Origin of the sequence: Streptomyces sp. NPDC057854 (assembly GCF_042797055.1) — a bacterium.
Taxonomy (GTDB): domain Bacteria; phylum Actinomycetota; class Actinomycetes; order Streptomycetales; family Streptomycetaceae; genus Streptomyces.
In genome coordinates this window covers 1-17057 of record NZ_JBHVMF010000026.1, presented here as the reverse complement: position 1 = coordinate 17057, position 17057 = coordinate 1, and the positions used below count along the sequence as shown (strand labels likewise).

18 protein-coding genes and 2 pseudogenes are annotated in these 17057 nt (G+C 70.1%); 15 read left to right on the top strand and 5 right to left on the bottom strand.

The window, feature by feature from the left end; all coding sequences use genetic code 11:
* The first annotated feature begins 84 nt into the window (after positions 1-84).
* Positions 85-1152, top strand: coding sequence for a hypothetical protein (locus ACFVQZ_RS30190; RefSeq protein WP_383627873.1), 1068 nt, complete (start codon positions 85-87; stop codon positions 1150-1152).
* 27 nt (positions 1153-1179) lie between these two features.
* A complete protein-coding gene (locus tag ACFVQZ_RS30185; protein ID WP_383627871.1) occupies positions 1180-1359 on the top strand; it encodes a hypothetical protein in 180 nt (59 codons plus the stop codon).
* 149 nt (positions 1360-1508) lie between these two features.
* On the opposite strand, the gene ACFVQZ_RS30180 is transcribed toward ACFVQZ_RS30185, so the two are convergent.
* Complete coding sequence (locus ACFVQZ_RS30180; protein ID WP_383627869.1) at positions 1509-1649, bottom strand: hypothetical protein; 141 nt, start codon at positions 1647-1649, stop codon at positions 1509-1511.
* A gap of 767 nt (positions 1650-2416) precedes the next feature.
* On the opposite strand from ACFVQZ_RS30180, the pseudogene ACFVQZ_RS30175 reads away from it, so the two are divergent.
* Together ACFVQZ_RS30175 and ACFVQZ_RS30170 are read left to right on the top strand one after the other, a co-directional pair.
* Positions 2417-3367 (top strand): annotated as a pseudogene (locus ACFVQZ_RS30175) (iron-siderophore ABC transporter substrate-binding protein).
* 27 nt (positions 3368-3394) lie between these two features.
* A pseudogene (locus ACFVQZ_RS30170) lies at positions 3395-3832 on the top strand (iron chelate uptake ABC transporter family permease subunit); the annotation flags it as partial.
* Between the two features lie 261 nt (positions 3833-4093).
* Here ACFVQZ_RS30170 and ACFVQZ_RS30165 read toward each other — a convergent pair.
* Positions 4094-5185, bottom strand: coding sequence for a helix-turn-helix domain-containing protein (locus ACFVQZ_RS30165; protein WP_383627867.1), 1092 nt, complete (start codon positions 5183-5185; stop codon positions 4094-4096).
* A 302-nt stretch (positions 5186-5487) separates the two neighbouring features.
* Here ACFVQZ_RS30165 and ACFVQZ_RS30160 point away from each other — a divergent pair, with 302 nt between their 5' ends.
* Positions 5488-5841, top strand: a complete 354-nt coding sequence (locus ACFVQZ_RS30160) for a hypothetical protein (RefSeq protein WP_030495700.1) — start codon at positions 5488-5490, stop codon at positions 5839-5841.
* Between the two features lie 196 nt (positions 5842-6037).
* Here the strand turns inward: ACFVQZ_RS30160 and ACFVQZ_RS30155 are convergent, their stop codons facing one another.
* From ACFVQZ_RS30155 to ACFVQZ_RS30145, 3 genes are all read right to left on the bottom strand, one after another.
* Positions 6038-7468 carry a flotillin family protein gene (locus ACFVQZ_RS30155; protein ID WP_383627865.1) on the bottom strand — a complete coding sequence of 477 codons (1431 nt, stop codon included), beginning with the start codon at positions 7466-7468 and terminating at the stop codon, positions 6038-6040.
* Positions 7469-7522: 54 nt separating this feature from the next.
* Positions 7523-8029 carry a hypothetical protein gene (locus tag ACFVQZ_RS30150; protein WP_030495702.1) on the bottom strand — a complete coding sequence of 169 codons (507 nt, stop codon included), beginning with the start codon at positions 8027-8029 and terminating at the stop codon, positions 7523-7525.
* Positions 8030-8614: 585 nt separating this feature from the next.
* Entirely contained in the window at positions 8615-9196 is a 582-nt protein-coding gene (locus tag ACFVQZ_RS30145; protein WP_383627863.1) for a hypothetical protein, read from the bottom strand.
* A 141-nt stretch (positions 9197-9337) separates the two neighbouring features.
* On the opposite strand from ACFVQZ_RS30145, the gene ACFVQZ_RS30140 reads away from it, so the two are divergent.
* From ACFVQZ_RS30140 to ACFVQZ_RS30095, 10 genes are all read left to right on the top strand, one after another.
* Positions 9338-9475, top strand: a complete 138-nt coding sequence (locus tag ACFVQZ_RS30140; RefSeq protein ID WP_383627861.1) for a hypothetical protein — start codon at positions 9338-9340, stop codon at positions 9473-9475.
* Positions 9476-9501: 26 nt separating this feature from the next.
* On the top strand, positions 9502-10464 hold the full coding sequence (locus ACFVQZ_RS30135) for a hypothetical protein (protein ID WP_383627859.1): 963 nt from the start codon (positions 9502-9504) through the stop codon (positions 10462-10464).
* Between the two features lie 395 nt (positions 10465-10859).
* A complete protein-coding gene (locus tag ACFVQZ_RS30130; RefSeq protein WP_383627857.1) occupies positions 10860-11681 on the top strand; it encodes a potassium transporter TrkG in 822 nt (273 codons plus the stop codon).
* 20 nt (positions 11682-11701) lie between these two features.
* A complete protein-coding gene (locus ACFVQZ_RS30125) occupies positions 11702-12265 on the top strand; it encodes a potassium transporter TrkG (RefSeq protein ID WP_383627855.1) in 564 nt (187 codons plus the stop codon).
* Positions 12213-12929, top strand: coding sequence for a potassium channel family protein (locus ACFVQZ_RS30120; RefSeq protein WP_383627853.1), 717 nt, complete (start codon positions 12213-12215; stop codon positions 12927-12929). Before ACFVQZ_RS30125 ends, ACFVQZ_RS30120 begins: the two co-directional genes overlap by 53 nt.
* Before the next feature lie 73 nt (positions 12930-13002).
* Entirely contained in the window at positions 13003-13290 is a 288-nt protein-coding gene (locus ACFVQZ_RS30115) for a hypothetical protein (RefSeq protein WP_030495706.1), read from the top strand.
* Positions 13287-13616 (top strand): hypothetical protein, encoded by a 330-nt coding sequence (locus ACFVQZ_RS30110; RefSeq protein WP_383627851.1) that lies wholly within the window; start codon positions 13287-13289, stop codon positions 13614-13616. The genes ACFVQZ_RS30115 and ACFVQZ_RS30110 overlap by 4 nt, the downstream gene beginning before the upstream one ends.
* Positions 13613-14665, top strand: coding sequence for a helix-turn-helix domain-containing protein (locus ACFVQZ_RS30105; protein ID WP_030495708.1), 1053 nt, complete (start codon positions 13613-13615; stop codon positions 14663-14665). Before ACFVQZ_RS30110 ends, ACFVQZ_RS30105 begins: the two co-directional genes overlap by 4 nt.
* 571 nt (positions 14666-15236) lie before the next feature.
* A complete protein-coding gene (locus ACFVQZ_RS30100) occupies positions 15237-15668 on the top strand; it encodes an NfeD family protein (protein WP_030495709.1) in 432 nt (143 codons plus the stop codon).
* A 4-nt stretch (positions 15669-15672) separates the two neighbouring features.
* Positions 15673-16755: an SPFH domain-containing protein gene (locus ACFVQZ_RS30095; protein ID WP_383627848.1), complete on the top strand. Its 1083-nt coding sequence runs from the start codon at positions 15673-15675 to the stop codon at positions 16753-16755.
* Positions 16756-17057 lie beyond the last annotated feature (302 nt).

Here is a 17057-nt window from a genome sequence, read left to right as displayed (position 1 = left end):
TCCTGTGCCAGTACAGCCCCGAGTGGAACACCCCTGCCGCGCCCCTTCCTCTTGACCCAGAAGCAGGGAGAAGCGGCCCGTGCCTTGCTCGACTATGTCGCGGCGCTTCCCCTGCCCGGCCCCGACGCGCAGCTTCTGGCGACGCTGGTGACCATCCGGGCAGCACGCGGCGGCGTCGGCAACATCACCGGTCAGGATCTCGCCTCACTTCGCCTCGGCGACGCCCACGAAGCCGTCAACGCCCTGCGGACGCTGGGATGGGAGTTGGCGGACACGGTCTTCAACACCGACCCCACCGCGCCTCCGACTCCCGTCACCGTCCCGGAATTGACCCGCAACGACGACCACCCCCTGCCGCTCGGAAAGCAGACCCGTTCACGCGTCTCTGGGTGGACCACCAAGTCGCTGTCTGCCAAGCCGGTCAAGAGACTCCCGCCCGCCGCCCGCCTGGCCGGCTTGTTCCTCGCCGCCCACGGCACCTCCCGTCTCCTCGGCTCCCTCCCGGACCGCCTACCCGTAGCCTGCAGGGCGGAGCTCCCGAAGCTCCTGGAGAAAGGCTTCCTCGCCGAGCTGTCCGGCGATCGGTACCGTCTCGACCCCCAGGTACGCCACCTTTCCGGACTGCGGCCGCCCACCGAGGAGGAGCGGGCGCGCACCGCCGCCACCAAGCCGGCACGCGGGTTCCACTTCGATGCCGACGCGTGGCTTCGGTGGAAGGAAGCGGCTACTCCTGGCCTGCGAAGGCATATGGAGAGCATCGAGTCCTGCGCCCTGTGCGAGTTTGCCCCGGACCGGGTGGCGGAGGCGTTCATGACCCCCAGCCGGGCCCAGTTCATGTCCAAGCAGACCAAGACGCTGTACGGACAGTGGAAGAGCGAACACCCCGACCGTGGCCCGCAGGTTGCCGCGTTCACGGTGACCTTCCGCGCCGAGCACGGCCATGGTCCCTCGTTCCGGCAGCTCGGGGACGGCATGGGCTGGGACGTGCCCCACCAACTCCGGTGTTTCATCGTGCAGCGTCTTCTGGCGAACGACTGGCTCACGACCACCGGAACCGTCCCCTGGACCCTTCGCCCTGGAACGGCAGCCCAGGCGCACGGCATCACCCTGCCCCGCGCTCGCACCGCCCCCGTCGCCACACAGAGCTCCTGACCTTGCGCAGTTCCACCGGCAGCCGCGATGCCGCACCGACTCACCGCCACGCGCTACGAGCGGATCGAACAGCTCCTGGCCCACCCTAGCCCCGGCGAGGACGAGCGCGTCACCATAGCCCTCGACGACCGCATCCCCCCTGAAACGGACAGCGACGGCGACGACCAGGACGGCGAGAACACGACGAGGAATGGCTGGGGAGCGTAGGGGAAAGGCCCCCTGGTCCGAACAAGCGCCAGCACGGGCGCGGCGGGCGGCACCGGCCGTCCGGCGCGTTCGGCTGTCCTGTGCAATCGAACCTTGATTGCGTGCCGTCGAAGTTTGAGCAGGGCAGAGAGGGGCCCGCAAGGCCCGCCTCAGTGGCTCTTCATCAGGAGGTGCAGCAGCGTGACCACGGCGACCCCGATCAGTAGGGCAGTGTCGAACGACGGGTGCTCCAAGGCCGCATACGTTGCGCTGCCGCCGACGAGCAGGAGCAATACGGTCTGCTGATCCATCCGACTATCCATGAGGAGGCCCCTTCCAGGACGCTTTGCTACGACAGCGCGATCGGGTGCAGCCGCGCCATCACGATCAGCGTCTTCTGGGAAATGACCGCCTCTCAGCTGAGCGCGAGCGTTCGTACGTGCAGGTCACGCAGCTGGTTGCGTGACTCGCAGGGTGCCCTTCTCCACCCGGTGGGCACCGATGAGCCTGTGGAACCCCAAGTTGTGGTTGCTGCGTCAGCGCAGGACAGGCCGCTCAAACTTCGATGGCACACGCTCAAATATCGCTGTCACGGGACATCGGCGTGGGCCCGCTGGATGGCGGCGGCACGTACGGCTTCGGCGGCTTGGTGCGCATGTCCTCGAGCGACATCGGAGCGTCGTCCTCCCGGCTGCCTTCGACTTCGGGAAAGACGCGGGCGGCGAGTGCGCGGCGGGCCTGTTCCTGTCGTTCGACGGCGGCGGCCAGGGCCGGTCCTTCCGGAAGGCGGGGCGACCACGCGGTGAGCGGTGCGATGGGAGCCGGCCGACGCGCTCTCCCGCGTCTTCACCGGCCCGACCGAATGAGTGGGCACGGGCCGGGTCATCGGCGGCCATCGGGAACGGCGACGTGGTGGCGGGAGGCAGGCGTGTACGGCGCGGACGTTCGCGTAGGGCACCACGTGGTTGGCGGCCGTGATGAGCTGCGGCACGCACCAGCGGGCCCTTGTGGCATACGCGGGGGCGTCGGGGACGAGGCCCAGGCGCCGGGACTCCTCGTCGAACCCCGTGGCCTTCACATGACCGGCAAGCTCGGCCGCGGTGAGGATGGTCTCCCACTGAGCCGGGACGCTGCCGCCTGCGGCCGGGGCGACCAGGCCGCGCTAGGTCATCATCATTCCGATCGCCGCGTCCAGAGCACACTGAACGGTCCCGCCAAGAAGGTCGTCGGCACCGAGTGGCACGAGGTCGAACTGCTGGTCTCGCTCGGGATCGACCCGATCGGCGTCGCCGACGTCAAGGGCTACAAGACCTGGAACACCGCCGTCCCGCTGAAGAACGAGCCCAAGGACATCGGCACCCGAGGCGAGCCGAGCATGGACACCATCGCCGCCCTGAAGCTGGACCTCATCATCGCCAGCACCGACCTGCCGCCGACCGCCGTCAAGCAGCTGCGCAAGGTCGCCCCGGTCGTGGAGGTCAAATCGGCCGACGCGGCCGACCCGATCGGGCAGATGAACAAGAACCTCGACTTGCTCGCCCAGGCCACCGGTACCACCGACAGGGCCGCCGAGGTGAAGAGGACGTTCGAGGCGAAGGTCGAGGAGGGCAGGAAAACCCTTGCCGGCGCCGGTCTCGGCGGTGCGAAGGTCCTTCGCCGACGGCTACCTCGTCTCTAACCAGGTCTCCATCCGTCCCTTCACCAGCGGCTCGCTCATTGGCGCCGTCAACGAGAAGCTCGGCCTGAAGAACGACTGGACCGTCAAAGCGATTCGGTGTACGGCCTCGGTTCGACCGACGTCGAGGGCATGACCAATATCAGCGCCGACGTGCACTTCGCCTACATCGGCAACGACGGCGACGAGAACAGCACCCCGTTCACCGGCGCCCTCGCCAAGGACAAGGTGTGGACCTCGCTGCCGTTCGTGAAGAAGGGCAACGTCCACCGACTGCTCGACGGCATCTGGATGTTCGGCGGACCCGGATCGATGACCAAGTACATAGATTCGCTCATCGCCCTGACGGAGTAAGACACCATGGCCGTCACCGCGACCGGAAACGTGCTCGCCGCGCCCGATACCCTCGCCGTCAACGCCGGCTCCTACTTCGCGCTCGGGCTCACGGCGGCCACCGGCGTCTCGCTCCCGCTGCTCGCCTCCTCCGGCACTGCCTTCGCCGGCCGCCTGGCCGCTGCGGCCGTCGTGCTCGGCCTCTCCGGACTGGGCACCGGCACCGTCCGGCTCGTCCTCGCCGGCAGCGCCCTCACCCTCGGTCTGACGGCCATGACCGAGGGACTGCTGCTGCTTGCCCGCCGGATCGATGCCCTCGCCCTCGGCGACGACGCCGCCCCCGGCCTTGGCGTCCCCGTCCGCGCCACCCGCAAGACCGCCGTCGTCCTCGCTGCCCTCCTCGCCACCGCCGCCGTCACCCTGGCCGGACCGGTCGGCTTCGTCGGCCTGTGCGCCCCGGCCCTGGTCCGCCCTCTCGCCCGCCGAGGCGCGGCGCGCTGGCCTTCGCCGACGACGCGAGGCTGCCCGCCGTTGCCGTGGACAACGTTGCCGTCCAACTCTGGGAGACCGAGGCCAGGCTGCCGCTCGGAGAACCTCTGACCTTCACCGGGCACACCGAGCACCAGATCGAGGCCCTCTTCTTCGAGGACATGACCCTGCGGACCGTCACCGGCGGTCGGCCCAACGCCCTCGACCTCACGCCGGAGAAGCCGGCCGAGGCGGCGTGCCGGCGCGTGGGCCTCGACATCACCCGGCAGGAGTGGCAGACGTACGTCTCCGGTGCGCCGTACCGCCCACTGTGCGGGACCCGGCGTGCCGCCCACACTCGGTCTGCCGGTACTCGCTGGGGGAGGCGCCGTAGGCACCCCGGAAGGCCCGGCTGAAGTGGGCCGGCGCCGTGAATCCGCAGCGGACCGCGATCGCCTGCACCGGCAGATCGAGCAGGGCGGGGTCGGCGAGCTCGCGGCGGGCCTGTTCGAGGCGCCGGTGACGGATGAGGGCGGCCACAGTCACGCCCTCCGGCTGGAACAGGCGGTGCAGGTGCCGCGTGGACAGATGGTGCGCCGCGGCGACGGTCTGCGGAGTCAGCCCCGTGTCACGGAAGTTGCGCAGAATGAAAGAGCGGATCGTCAGGACGAGAGTGCGGGTGCGGGTCTCAGCAGGCAGCGTCGCCTCGGCGTTCAGCTCGTGGGAGATCAGACCGGCGACCAGGTCGAGCAGTACGCCGTTCAGGCGTGGCGCGTCGGACAGCTCGTAGGCGCTCGTCTCATCGGACAACTGGACCAGAAACTGGCTCAGCAGGGCGCCGAACCCCCGCCGACCGGACAGCCGCCGACCGAGCACACCGCTCAACTCCCCGGCGCCCGGCAGGTGGAGCCTGGACCTGGGAATCTCCACGCCCATGCCCACCAGGGGCGAGTCGCCGTCCGAGCTGACGTCGTAGGGGCGGGAGGTGTCGAGGAAGTAGATGTCGTAAGGGGCGTTGATGCTGCGGTGGCCGTTGTGGTCGACATGTACCGTCCCGCTGCCCGGCAGGACCAGGGTCAGGTGGAGGAGCTCGGGGTCGGACTGCCGGATCATCCTCGGGGTACGCCGATAGCGCGATGCACACAGGCTCACCGGCCACAGCCACGCGTCATTCAGATGTACCAGCCGCTGACGGGCCCAGAAGTCGTCCGCGCGCGGGCTGGTGATTTCCGAGGGTGCCAGGGTGTCCGTGAAGCGCTCCCGCCAGAAGTCGAATCGGTCGCTCCGCGCAAGGGTGTCCGTGTGGAACACCGACTCGGTCAGCACTGACTCTCTCCTCCTCACGTACCCGTGCACCTCAAGAATCAGCATCGGCACCAGCGTCGAACAAGAGGGCCCGCAAGTGGACTTGATCACGGCATCCGGCTGAACGCCGTCGCGCGGAGGGTGTACGGGGCACACCGGCGCAGGTGCGGCTCAACGCCTCGGCCTACGCCCGGGTCGTCAGCTCCGCAGCCGCTCGATGCTCCGGTGGCCGGTGCGGCGTTGCCGGTCAAGGTGACGGCGCGGAACGTCAATTGTTCCCTTTTGGGCTCTGCCACCATGGGCCGCGTCGGCGAGACCGAGTCCACCCACCGGTCCAGGGCGCAACGAAGGGGGAGCATGTGAAGAAGATGAGGGCGTGTGCCATCGCGGGTCTCTCGGTCGCGGTGTTCGGCACGATGCTGGCCATGCCGGGGCCGGCAGTCGCTGCGAAGGCGTCGGCAGGCGTGCGGTTCGACTGCGTTGTTCGCACAGTGTCGGACGACTACGGCATCACGGAGTACATGGGCTGTATCCAGAACGGGAAGTACAGGGTCTCCCTCAGGACCAAGGACACCAAGCTGGACGGCTGGCCCTCGATAGCCACGATCCGCAGGGGCGGGATCAACATCGTCACCGCCCGCGCCGATGGAAAGGGGAAGTGGTCCCCCTGGATGACCACCGGCTGGACCACGAGCAAGGGTCCGTACACGGTCAATGCGTGATCTGTGACGCTCGAGGCGGCGGGCAGCGACCTCGTGACTGGTTTCAGGCCCCCGTCCGCTGGACGGGGGCCTTGCTGTGCATGGCAGCCGGGGCCGACCGGCGCCTGCCGGCGACGGCAGTGGAGACGGACGCTCACGTCGCCCCACCTCCTCCACGTCCGTCACGCGCATGCCGCGACCCGTCGGGGCGGGTGTCTCAGTCGGTGATGTCGACCGGCGTTCCCGGAGTCGTGGGAGCCACGCCGGCTTCGGGCGCCGACTTCTTCTGGGCGATGCCCTGGAGGAGTGCGGCGAGGTCGACGCCGGTGGCGGAGGAGAGGAGTTCCATGCCCTGCGTGACGTTGTCGGTGACGGTCCGGGTCAACTGGTTGGCCCCGTCGGTGGAGATGACGGTCATCTTGTCGACGGCGGCGAGCGGTTCGGCCGCCTTGGCGACGACCTGCGGCAGCACCTCGACCAGCATCTGCAGCACGGCGGCGTCGCCGTACTGGCCGAAGGCGTCGGCCTTCTTCCGCATGGCCTCGGCTTCCGCCGCGCCCTTGGCGCCGATGGCGGCGGCCTCCGCCTCGCCCTCGATGCGTACGGCCTCGGCGAGCGCGGCACGCTGGGCCTTCTCGCCCTCACCGGTCAGCCGGGCCCGCTCGGCGGCGGCCTCCGCCTCCTTCACCGAGGCGATACGACGGGCTTCCGCCTCCTGCTCGGCCTGGTAGCGGGCGGCGTCGGCCGGCTTGCGGACCTGCGTGTCGAGCTGACGGTCAGTCAGGGCGGCCTGCCGGGCGGCGACCTTCTCCTGCTCGGAGAGGATGTCCTGCTGGCGGGCGGCCTCGGCGAGCGGACCGGCCGCGTTGGCCTGCGCCGCCGCCTCGTCCGTCTGCGCCTTGATCTCGGCCTGCTTCAGGTAGAGGGTCCGCTGGGCGATGGCGATCTCCTCCTCGGCCTTCAGCCGCGCCTGTTCGGCGGCGCGGCGGGCGACGGCCTCGGCGATGTCGGCCTCCTGCTTCGCGCGGGCGGCCTCGGGGCGGCCCAGGTCCTCCAGGTAGGAGCCCTCGGTGGTGATGTCCTGGATCTGGAAGGCGTCGAGGACGAGGCCCTGCCCGGAGAGGCTGGCCTCGGCCTCCTCGGCGACCTGTCCGGCGAACGCGGCCCGGTCGCGGATGATGTCCTCCACCGACATGCGGCCCACGATCGACCGCAGCGCGCCGGACAACACCTCCTGGGTGAAGCCCACGATGCCGTCCTGCTGCATCAGGAACCGCTGGGCGGCGGCCCGGATCGAGTCCTCGGTGCCGCCGACCTTCACGATGGCGACGCCTTCGAGGTTGGCCTTGACGCCCCGCAGGGTGACGGCGCCCCGCACGGCCACCGGGATGTGCCGGCTGGACAGGTCGAGGCTGAACTTCTGCTGGACGAACGGCACGACGAAGACCCCGCCGCCGACGACCACCTTCTGGCCGCTGTTGTCCGTGTACTCCCGGCCCGTCGCCGGGTCGGTGGTCTTCTTGCCGCGACGGCCGGTGATGATGAACGCCTCGCTGGGGCCGGCGACCTTGTAGCGCGTGATCACGACGAGGCCGAGCAGGACGACCAGGACGACGACGCCCACCACGGCGATGAGGACAGGGCTCATGACGAAACCCCCTTCGATCAGAACGAACGATGAAGAACAGCAGCCGACGCGTGGTCAGCGTTCGACGGGGCGGACGGACACCGATGTCGTCGAGAGCACGGACTCGACCCACACCTCGGTGCCGCGGGCGACCGGCGCGTCCGCCTTCGCCGCGTACTTCACCGGCTGCCCGGCGAGGTACAGCAGCACCTCTCCGTAACCACCGGCCGGGATCGCCGTCACCACCGCGCCCGAGGTCCCCGTCAGATCCTCGCCCCGCGGTGCGGGCGCGGCACCGTCGCGCATCAGCGCCCGGCTGAACCTCCATGTCAGCCAAGCCGCGGCGACCCCCGTGACCACGCCCGCACCGGTGGCGACCCCCGCCCCCGTACCGGTGGTGCCGAGCACGATCGCTCCCGTGAAACCGAGGGAGGACACGAACCCGGCGATCACCGGCAACGACAGAAATCCGTCCAGTCCCCCGCCGAGCCCGTCGAGGACCCCCTCCAGCACCCCGTCGAAGACCAGGGACAGGACCAGCAGCACCAGACCGCCGATGCCGAGACCAAGAAACCAGACCATGTCCCCGCTCCTTCGGCTTCCGGGTGCTTTCCGCCGTCCCGGCCATCGTGACAGCGGACCGCACGTACGTTCACTGCCGGACCCCGGCAGTCTTTACGCGCTCTTGATGCCGTGGTCGCGCGGGTGGCCGGAAGCGGCGACGAGAGCGGGCCATGTCCGTGGTCGCTTCCCTGGGCAGGAGTTGCCCCACCTCTTGGGCGGCCGCGCAAGGACTCCGGCGGTGCCGCGTGCGTGCCGGAGCTGGAACGTGTCGTGGAAGCCCGCCATCGCCACGCAGGGAGCCGATCTCGCCCGGTCCACCGCGGTCGTGACCGTCACGCGATCCAGGGGCCTCCGGGCACGCGCGGCGAGGGGACCCGGCTGTCGTGAACGCCGGCAGGGACGGGAGCGGCTTCGGCTCGCGACGCACGGTCTCCGTCCCGGACAGCGACGAGTAAGCACAGCGGGCCTGGTAGAACGCCGGTGCTCAGCACGAAGGCGCGGCACCACGTCGCGGTCATGTCATGGGGACCCAGGCGGGTTGGTGACGGCGAACCGAGTGGCCGCCGCGAGACCATCCGCTCGGGCCGAAGACCGGCTCCTCGCTCACTTCCCCCCACAGCCTGCGATGCGTGCGAGGTTCGTGGCCGCCTCGCGAACGATCGCCGCGCTGTCGCGGATCGCGGTGTCGCGTTCGGCAGGGTCCTTCTCCTGCTCCTCGCCCTTCCTGGAGGGGGCGATGAACGTCACGGTGATGTACGGGGCGGCCGAGCCCATGCGGACGGCGCAGCCGGCGGGCAGCGTGGCCTCGGCCTCCTCGGGCAGTGCCCATCCCTTGAACCCGGGGCCGAGGGGGACGGAGTCCTTCCTGGGGCCGGAGTCGTACCGCTCGTCCGTGATGACCAGTTTGAAGAGCTCCCGGCGGTGGTCACCGTCGGGGCCGGCGCTCATCACGGCGCACCCCTTGAACACCGCGGTGTCGCCCTTGCCCGGACTCACCCATTCCTCCGTGACGACCACGCCCCCTTTGTTGTCATCGATCCGCTCCGCGCTCTGCCGGCTGAGCGCGCCGTGACACAGGGTCTGCGGAAGTGGTGGCTTCTCCTTCGCGGGCCACAGGCTCGCCGTCACGACGGCCACCCCTGTCATGCCGAGCACGAGGGTCAGGGGCAGCCACTTCTTGTTCATCGCCTACCGCCCCATCGCCGTGTCGGCGCCAAGGACGCCGCCCTGCAGTCTCTGTCTGCTCGTAGTCATATTCTTGATCATGTTTTCGTCGGTCTCGGCGTCGGCCTTGGCATTGTCCTCGTCACGTGAGCGTGGGTGGGCATGGGCGCAGCGGCGCACCCGGTACGTGACCGGTGGCCGCGCCTCGAGCGTGAGACCGCCCTCACGAGCGAGATCCTCGACGGCCACGACTGGGGAGCCAACACCACGCAGAAGTACCTGACCGACACCACCAACTGATCCGGCGCGCCAGGAGGAAGCCGACCATGCCGAAGGAAACAGCCCGTCGACCGAGAACGGCCGTCGCGGTGATCGTGCTCGCTGTGAGCCTGGTGCTGCTCGGCGGCGGAGCATGGCTGCTGTTCGGCCGGGACACGGCTCCTCCGTGCAGCGACCTGACGGAGAATCCCCGCGTACAGAAGTCGGTCGGGGAAGCCGTCCGGCCCGGCATGAGCTGCCAGGCCCTGGGCGAGGCCATCGTGAAAGCCTCGGCCGGCGACGGCCAAGGCCGCCACACCCTGGGCCAGGCGCAGGCCCTCAAGGACGTCCTCGTCGCGGTGGGAGAGCAGGGGAACGGCGGCACCACCGTCGATCCGGCGCTGCGCCGGCCGCTCGCCGTCGCCCTGTCCGACTACGGGCCCGACCTGCACGCGATGCTCGGCGGCATCGCCGTCGAGGACTTCGTGACGAAGGCGGCCCCGCACGAGCCGCCGTGGGAGTCCGAGGGCACCTACCACCTGACCGTCCTCACCGACACCCTCAGAAACGTCCTGCGTGAGGTCTCCGAGGACCCCCATGCGTACGCGATGCTGCGTCTGGCCGCGACCCGGACCACCGGGCAGCGCCTCGCCGCCGTCCCCGCGGACGCCAAGGGGTACGGCCTCAGCGTGACCCCCACCGAGAGCGCCCGCGCCCTCGGCGCCCTCGACGGCATTGCCGACGCGGTCACCCGAGGTCTGGAGGACAAGCGGGCTCAGGAATGGCGCGCGGCTGTCGTCGAGGCGCTCCAGGGCGGTCGCGCCTCGGCCGAGAAGGGTATTGCGGAGACATGGTTGAGCGATCTCCATGGCGCCCCGGAGGCACAGCGATACGAGCGTCTGCGCACTCAGGGGGTCGACATGACCCGCCTGTGGGCGGAGCAGCGGAACATGGACGAACCCACGCGGCAGGGGCTCCTCGCCCAGGTGGAACGAAGCGCACTCACCGCCTATCGGGAGATCAAGCCCTGATCCGAGCTGTCCCGAGCGGCCGACACGGTCATCTCGCGGCAAAGACGCGCGAAGACGTCCAGGGCGAGCGAGGTCTGAAACCGTTCCCCGGTCGAAGGCCGACGCGCACTACGCTCGTCACGCCTGCGGACGTGTCGACCTCCTGACGTTCGTGGAGCAGCAGGCAGGCGGCGAGGTGCTCCTCGCACCAGCCGCGTACCCGTGCCTGGGCGGTGGGTCTCCTGTGCACCGACGACAGCACGCCCGCATCGCGGGGAAGGTGCTGGGTACGGCGCAGATCTGTGGGTAGGGTGACGGCCGTTCTTGACACAACGCCGACACGAGGCAGATGTACGACCGGAGGGCCCGGCGCGTGTGAGCCGTAGGAGAGAGGGTCCGTCATCGTGGTGACCACCGTGCGCGGACGGGCTCACTCCTTCTTCTCCGCCCACCCTGCCCGGACCGTCGTCCTGGCGTTTGCCGCCGCCGTCGTGATCGGCACGGGGTTGCTGATGCTGCCGGCGGCCGCCGAGGACGGCGGCGCCACCGATGTGCTCACCGCCCTCTTCACCTCCACCTCCGCCGTCTGCGTCACGGGCCTCGCGGTCGTGGACACCGGCACGTACTGGAGCGGTTTCGGCGAGGGCGTCATCCTGGCCCTCATCCAGGTCGGCGGCTTCGGCATCATGACCCTGGCCTCCCTGCTGGCCCTGCTGGTGTCGGGGCGCCTGCGGCTGAGGCTGCAGCTGACGGCCCAGGCCGAGACGAAGAGCCTCGGCATCGGCGACGTACGTCGCGTCCTGCTCGGGGTCGCCGGTACGACGCTGATGGTCGAGCTCGCCGTCGGCGCGCTTCTCGCGCTGCGGTTCCGGTTCGGTTACGGCCACACCGTCGGCGACTCCGTCTACCTCGGGTTCTTCCACGCGGTGTCCGCCTTCAACAACGCGGGCTTCGGACTCCACGCCGACAGCCTCACCCGCTACGCGCACGACGGGTGGGTCACCCTGCCCATCGCCGCCGCCGTCATCCTCGGCGGCATCGGCTTCCCCGTCCTGCTGGAGATGCTGCGCCACCGTACCCGGGTCCGGACGACCGGCCGGAAGAACTGGACCCTGCACACCAAGCTCACCGTCATCACCACCGTCGCGCTGCTTGTCACCGGAACGGTTCTCACGGCGCTGATGGAGTGGACGAACCCCGCCACCCTCGGAGCCCAGGACCTCTGGGGCAAGCTGTGAACAGCTTCTTCCACTCGGCGATGAGTCGTACCACCGGATTCAACTCCCTGGACGTCGGTGCCATGCAGGCGTCGACCCTGCTGCTGACGTGCATGCTCATGTTCGTCGGCGGCGGCAGCGCGGGCACCGCCGGTGGCATCAAGGTCACCACCTTCGCCGTCCTCGCAGCCGCGATGCTCGCCGAGGTCCGCGGCGAGCCGACCTCCGCCGTCCTCGGCCGCCGACTCGGCCCGCACGTGCTGCGCCAGGCACTCACCGTCGCCCTGCTCGGCATCGGCCTGGTCATGACCGCAACCCTGACTCTGCTCTCGGTGAGCAGGGCCTCGTTCGAGGCCGTGCTGTTCGAGGTGGTCTCCGCCTTCGCGACGGTGGGGCTGTCCACCGGCATCACCGCCGACCTGCCCGGCAGCGGACAGCTCGTCCTCGTCGCCCTGATGTTCATCGGCCGCACCGGCCCGATCACCCTCGTCTCGGCACTCGCCCTGCGCGAGCGGACCCGACGCTACGAACTCCCCGAGGAGCGACCTGTCATTGGCCAGCTTCCTGCACCGCCTGCGCAAGCGCCGAACCTACCGGCCAGGTGAGGTCCGGTCGCAACCGGATCAGCGTGTCGCCGTCATCGGCCTCGGCCGCTTCGGCAGTTCCCTCGCCAACGAGCTGATGCGCCGGGGCTGGGACGTCCTCGGCATCGACGCGGACGCCCGCCTCGTCCAGAAGTACAGCGACCAGCTCACCCACGCCGTCGTCGCCGACGCCACCGACCCCGACGTGCTCGGCCAGCTCGGCGTGCACGAGTTCACCAGCGCCGTGGTCGGCATCGGCAGTGACATCGAGGCGAGCATCCTCATCAGCTCCAACCTCCTGGAAGCCGGTGTCCCCAACATCTGGGCCAAGGCGATCAGCCGCCAGCACGGCCAGATCCTCGAACGCCTCGGCGTGCACCACGTCGTCCTGCCCGAACACGAGATGGGCGAACGCGTCGCGCACCTCGTCACCGGCCGGATGCTCGACTTCATCGAGTTCGACGACGACTACGCCCTGGTCAAGACGGTCGCCCCGAGCGCGGCGACCGGCCGGTCCCTCGGTCAGTCCCAGGTCCGCAGCCGCTTCGGCGTGACCGTCGTCGGTATCAAGCGTCCGGGTGAGGACTTCACCTACGCGACCGCCGAGACGGTCGTCGCGACGGGCGACATCATCGTCGTCACGGGAAAGACCAGGGCGGTGGAGGCCTTCACCGAGCTGCCCTGACATAGGATCGTCCGCTGGTGAGCCGGGAAGCCTGGTCGGCACTGTCTTCCGCCTGCCCCGAAAGAGCCCGGCCGTGCCCTTCACCCTGCTTCTGCTCGCCCTGTTCGCCCTCGCCTTCCTGGTCTTCGACGTCGTCCTGTGCGTCCGGGTGTGGCGGATGACGGAGCTGCCCCGGTGGCGGCGGCTCCTTCCCGCACTGCTGCTGTGCGTGGCGCTGGCGGCGAGTGCGGGCCGCGCCTGGGGCGTCACGGGCGTGGCCGAGGCGGTCGCGTTTCCGCTCCACGTGGCCACCGCGCTGCTCGGAATGTACGAGGTGGACCGGCGGCGCCGGCGCCGTGAGCGTCCGGGCGTGACCGTATGAGTACGTCGCAGAGCTGGGGACTCGTCGTGGGCGGAGCGGTGTTCCTCCTCGTTCCGAGTGTCGCCGTGCTGGCCGGCCGGCGGCCGTGCTTCCTGCGCGGTTCACGGGCTCCGGCGCCGCTGCTGAGCGCTGTCGGTCTGTGTGCGTACGCGGCTGTGCTGGTCGACGAGATTCCCCGCCTGGCCGGTGCTTCTCCTGCCGTGCGCGGCACGTGCTCCTACGTCGGGCTGGGATTGATGGGGACGGCCGTCGGTCTGTTCATCCTCTACGAAACGCTCGCCGCCCTGGACCGGCGGGGGCGGAAGCGACGGTGGGGCGGGAAATGAGAGACGACTACACACCCGAGTACGTGTCGTTGCTGGCGGACGTGGCGGCCACCGGCCGACGCCTGACCAGGGACGAGATCGAACGGCGCCGTCAGGCCGGTGAGGAGGCGGCCGGTGCCGGGCACGCCCTGCGGGAGCTGGTCGGCAACCATTTGAGCGCGGTCCGGTCCGCCTGGCCCGAGCGGCCCTTGAGCCGGAGGACGGTCATGGACCTGCTCGCCGTGGTCGAGCAGTCCGTGGACGCCTTCTCCGCCGGATTCGAACGGGCCCAGCGACTCGCCGTCCGCCAGGAGGAGGCCGAGCGCCGGGAGTTCATCGACGACCTGCTGTACGGGCGCAGCGACCTGGGCCGCACGGCCGAACGGGCCGAACGCTTCGGCCTGCGCCTGTCCCAGGCCCACGCCGTCGCCGTCGCCCGCGGACCCCAGGCGTACACCGAAGCCGACCCGGTCCCGCAGCAGGTGGAACGGGCTCTGATCGGCCGGTTCGGCGACCGGCACATCCTGCTCACCACCAAGGGCGGCCGGATGGTCTGTGTCGCCCCCGGTGACCAGCCCGATGTCCTCGCCCACTTCGCCAAGCAGGCGTTCGCCGCCACCGGCGGGGGACAGGCGGCGATCGGCAGGCCCCAGCCGGGACCCCGAGGCGTGGTGCACTCGTACGAAGAGGCCCTCGGCGCCCTCGACCTCGCGGATCGTCTCGGCCTCGACGCGCCCGTCCTGTACGCCGTGGACCTCCTGGTCTACCCGGTTCTCACCCGGGACCGGCAGGCCATGGAGGACCTCGTCCGCAGCACCCTCGGGCCGCTGCGCTCGTCGCGCGGCGGCCCGGAACCGCTTCTCGACACGCTGAGCGCCTACTTCGGGAGCGGATGCGTGGCGACCCGGACGGCCCAGGATCTCAACCTGTCCGTCAGAGCGGTCAGTTACCGCTTGGAGCGCATCCATCGGCTGACCGGCGCCGACCCGGCCGACCCGGCCAGCCGCTACACCCTTCAGACCGCCGTGATCGGAGCCCGCCTGCTCGGCTGGCCGGAGAAGGACTTCTGAACGCGCACCAGGACCCGGTACTACGGACCGCCGGGCATCACCTTGCCCATGACAAGGTCGCGCTCACACCGGAGGGCATGGAATACCGCACCTCCTGCAGCCGCAGGACGCTCCCGCTCATCGGGGGCTGCCCGTGGCGCGCAGCCACGGCCGTGACGGTCGGGATCTCCTCGCGAGGAGCCCCGGGCTGCCTCCTGTCACAGGCGCGCCTCCCCGACAACGCCCCACGTCGCCGACACCCATGTCACGTCGACGGGGACGGCTCCCTGCGGTGTGTCGGCCACGCCGCCCTCGTACGCGATCCCCGGTTGCCTGCATCACCCGGCAGGTCACCGAGCCCGCTCATGCCAGTGAGGTGCACGCGACCGCGCTCCCCTCGCGACCGTGCCCACCGGAATCCTCGACCGGGAAGCGGCGGAGATCCGCGGCCGGACGGAAGCGGACGTCAGGGAACGCGGTGAGGGACGCAGCGGTCAGGAGTCTCGCGTAGCTGCACGCAAAAGGGGGTAGAACCCCCAAAACGGCTAGAAACGTGACCGTGTCGCGTCGCCATCAGCGTCCGGAGGACGCCATGGGTGTCTGGCTGGTCTGGTTGATCCTCGCGGGGGTGCTCGCGGTGGCGGAGATCTTCACGCTCACCGCCGCGCTCGGCATCCTGGGCGTGGCCGCCGCGATCACCGCGGGCGCCGCCGCCCTGGGGCTGGGGGCGCCGCTGCAGCTCGTGGTCTTCACCGTTCTCTCGGCGACAGGCCTTTTCGTCGTGCGCCCCGTGGCCTTCCGTCATCTGGTGGAGCCCCCGGCGGAGAAGTTCGGTGTCGACGCGCTGGTGGGCCGGCCCGCCCGCGTCGTATCGGAGGTCACCGGGGCGGGCGGCAGGATCCGTCTCGGCGGCGAGGAGTGGACGGCGCGGGCCTACGACGAAACGCTCGTGATTCCTCCGGGGGCCACCGTCGACGTCGTCGAGATCGACGGCGCCACCGCCGTCGTCTATCCCCGGGAGTAGAGCCATGGACGTGTCCGGAGTGCTCATCGCCGGTCTGATCCTCGCGGCGCTCGCCGTGTTCACCGTCGTTCGCGCGGTGCGCATCGTGCCGCAGGCGCGCGCCCGCAACGTCGAGCGTCTCGGCCGCTACCGGCGCACCCTGAGGCCGGGGCTGAACCTCGTGATCCCCTACATCGACCGGGTCTACCCGGTGATCGACCTGCGGGAGCAGGTGGTCTCCTTCCGGCCCCAGCCGGTGATCACCGAGGACAATCTGGTCGTCGAGATCGACACCGTGCTGTACTTCCAGGTCACCGACCCGCGGGCGGCCGCCTACGAGATCGCGGACTTCCTCCAGGGTGTCGAGCAGCTCACCGTCACCACCCTGCGCAACGTCGTGGGCTCGATGGACCTGGAGAAGACCCTCACCTCGCGCGACACCATCAACAGCCAGCTGCGCGGGGTGCTCGACGACGCCACCGGCAAGTGGGGGCTGCGCGTCAACAGGGTGGAGATCAAGGCCATCGACCCTCCGCAGTCCATCAAGGACGCGATGGAGAAGCAGATGCGCGCCGAGCGCGACAAGCGGGCGGCGATCCTCGGGGCCGAGGGGCAGCGGCAGTCGCAGATCCTGACCGCGGAGGGGGACAAGCAGGCCGCCGTGCTCCGGGCGGAAGGCAATCGCACCGCCGAGATCCTCAAGGCCGAGGGGCAGTCCCGGGCCATCGACGAGGTCTTCCAGGCCGTTCACCGCAACGACCCTGACCCGCAGCTCCTCGCCTACCAGTACCTGCAGACGCTGCCCCAGCTCGCCCAGGGCGCGGGCAGCACCTTCTGGGTGATCCCCGGCGAGGTCACCGCAGCCCTTCAGGGCGTGTCGCGTGCCTTCAACGAGGTGCTGCCCCAGTCGCCGGCGACCCGGCAGACGTCCGCGGAGGACAGGGCCGCCACCGAAGCGGCCGAGGACGCGGCCCGCGCCGCGGAAGCCGCCGCCGAGGCGCTCGCGGACGCCGCCGAAGCCGACCCCGACGTGCGCCCCCTCGCTGCCGACGGGCAGTCGGCGGGGGTGTCGGGGCAAGGAGAGAAGGGGCCGGAGAGCGCCCCGTGACGCCGGGCCGGAGGGACGCGTGACAGGGCTGTCCAGCTCGCACGCTCCTGACCTGCGAAAATGCGTGCCCTCTGAACGGATCGCCATGTCCGGATAACGGTCACGTCACGGGTGCTGGTCTTTTTCCGGATTACTGCGCGTTATGTGATTTAGGTCACATGGTGATGAGTGGGTCTGTGTTAGGAATGCGCAACTCCGCAGGTGGCGCCACCCCTCGCCGCCTTCCGGAAGGGCCGGCACGTACCGGCCCCGTACCCCCAGGCGATCACGCTCCGAGTCCGCGGACGTCGATCCCCGGGTCG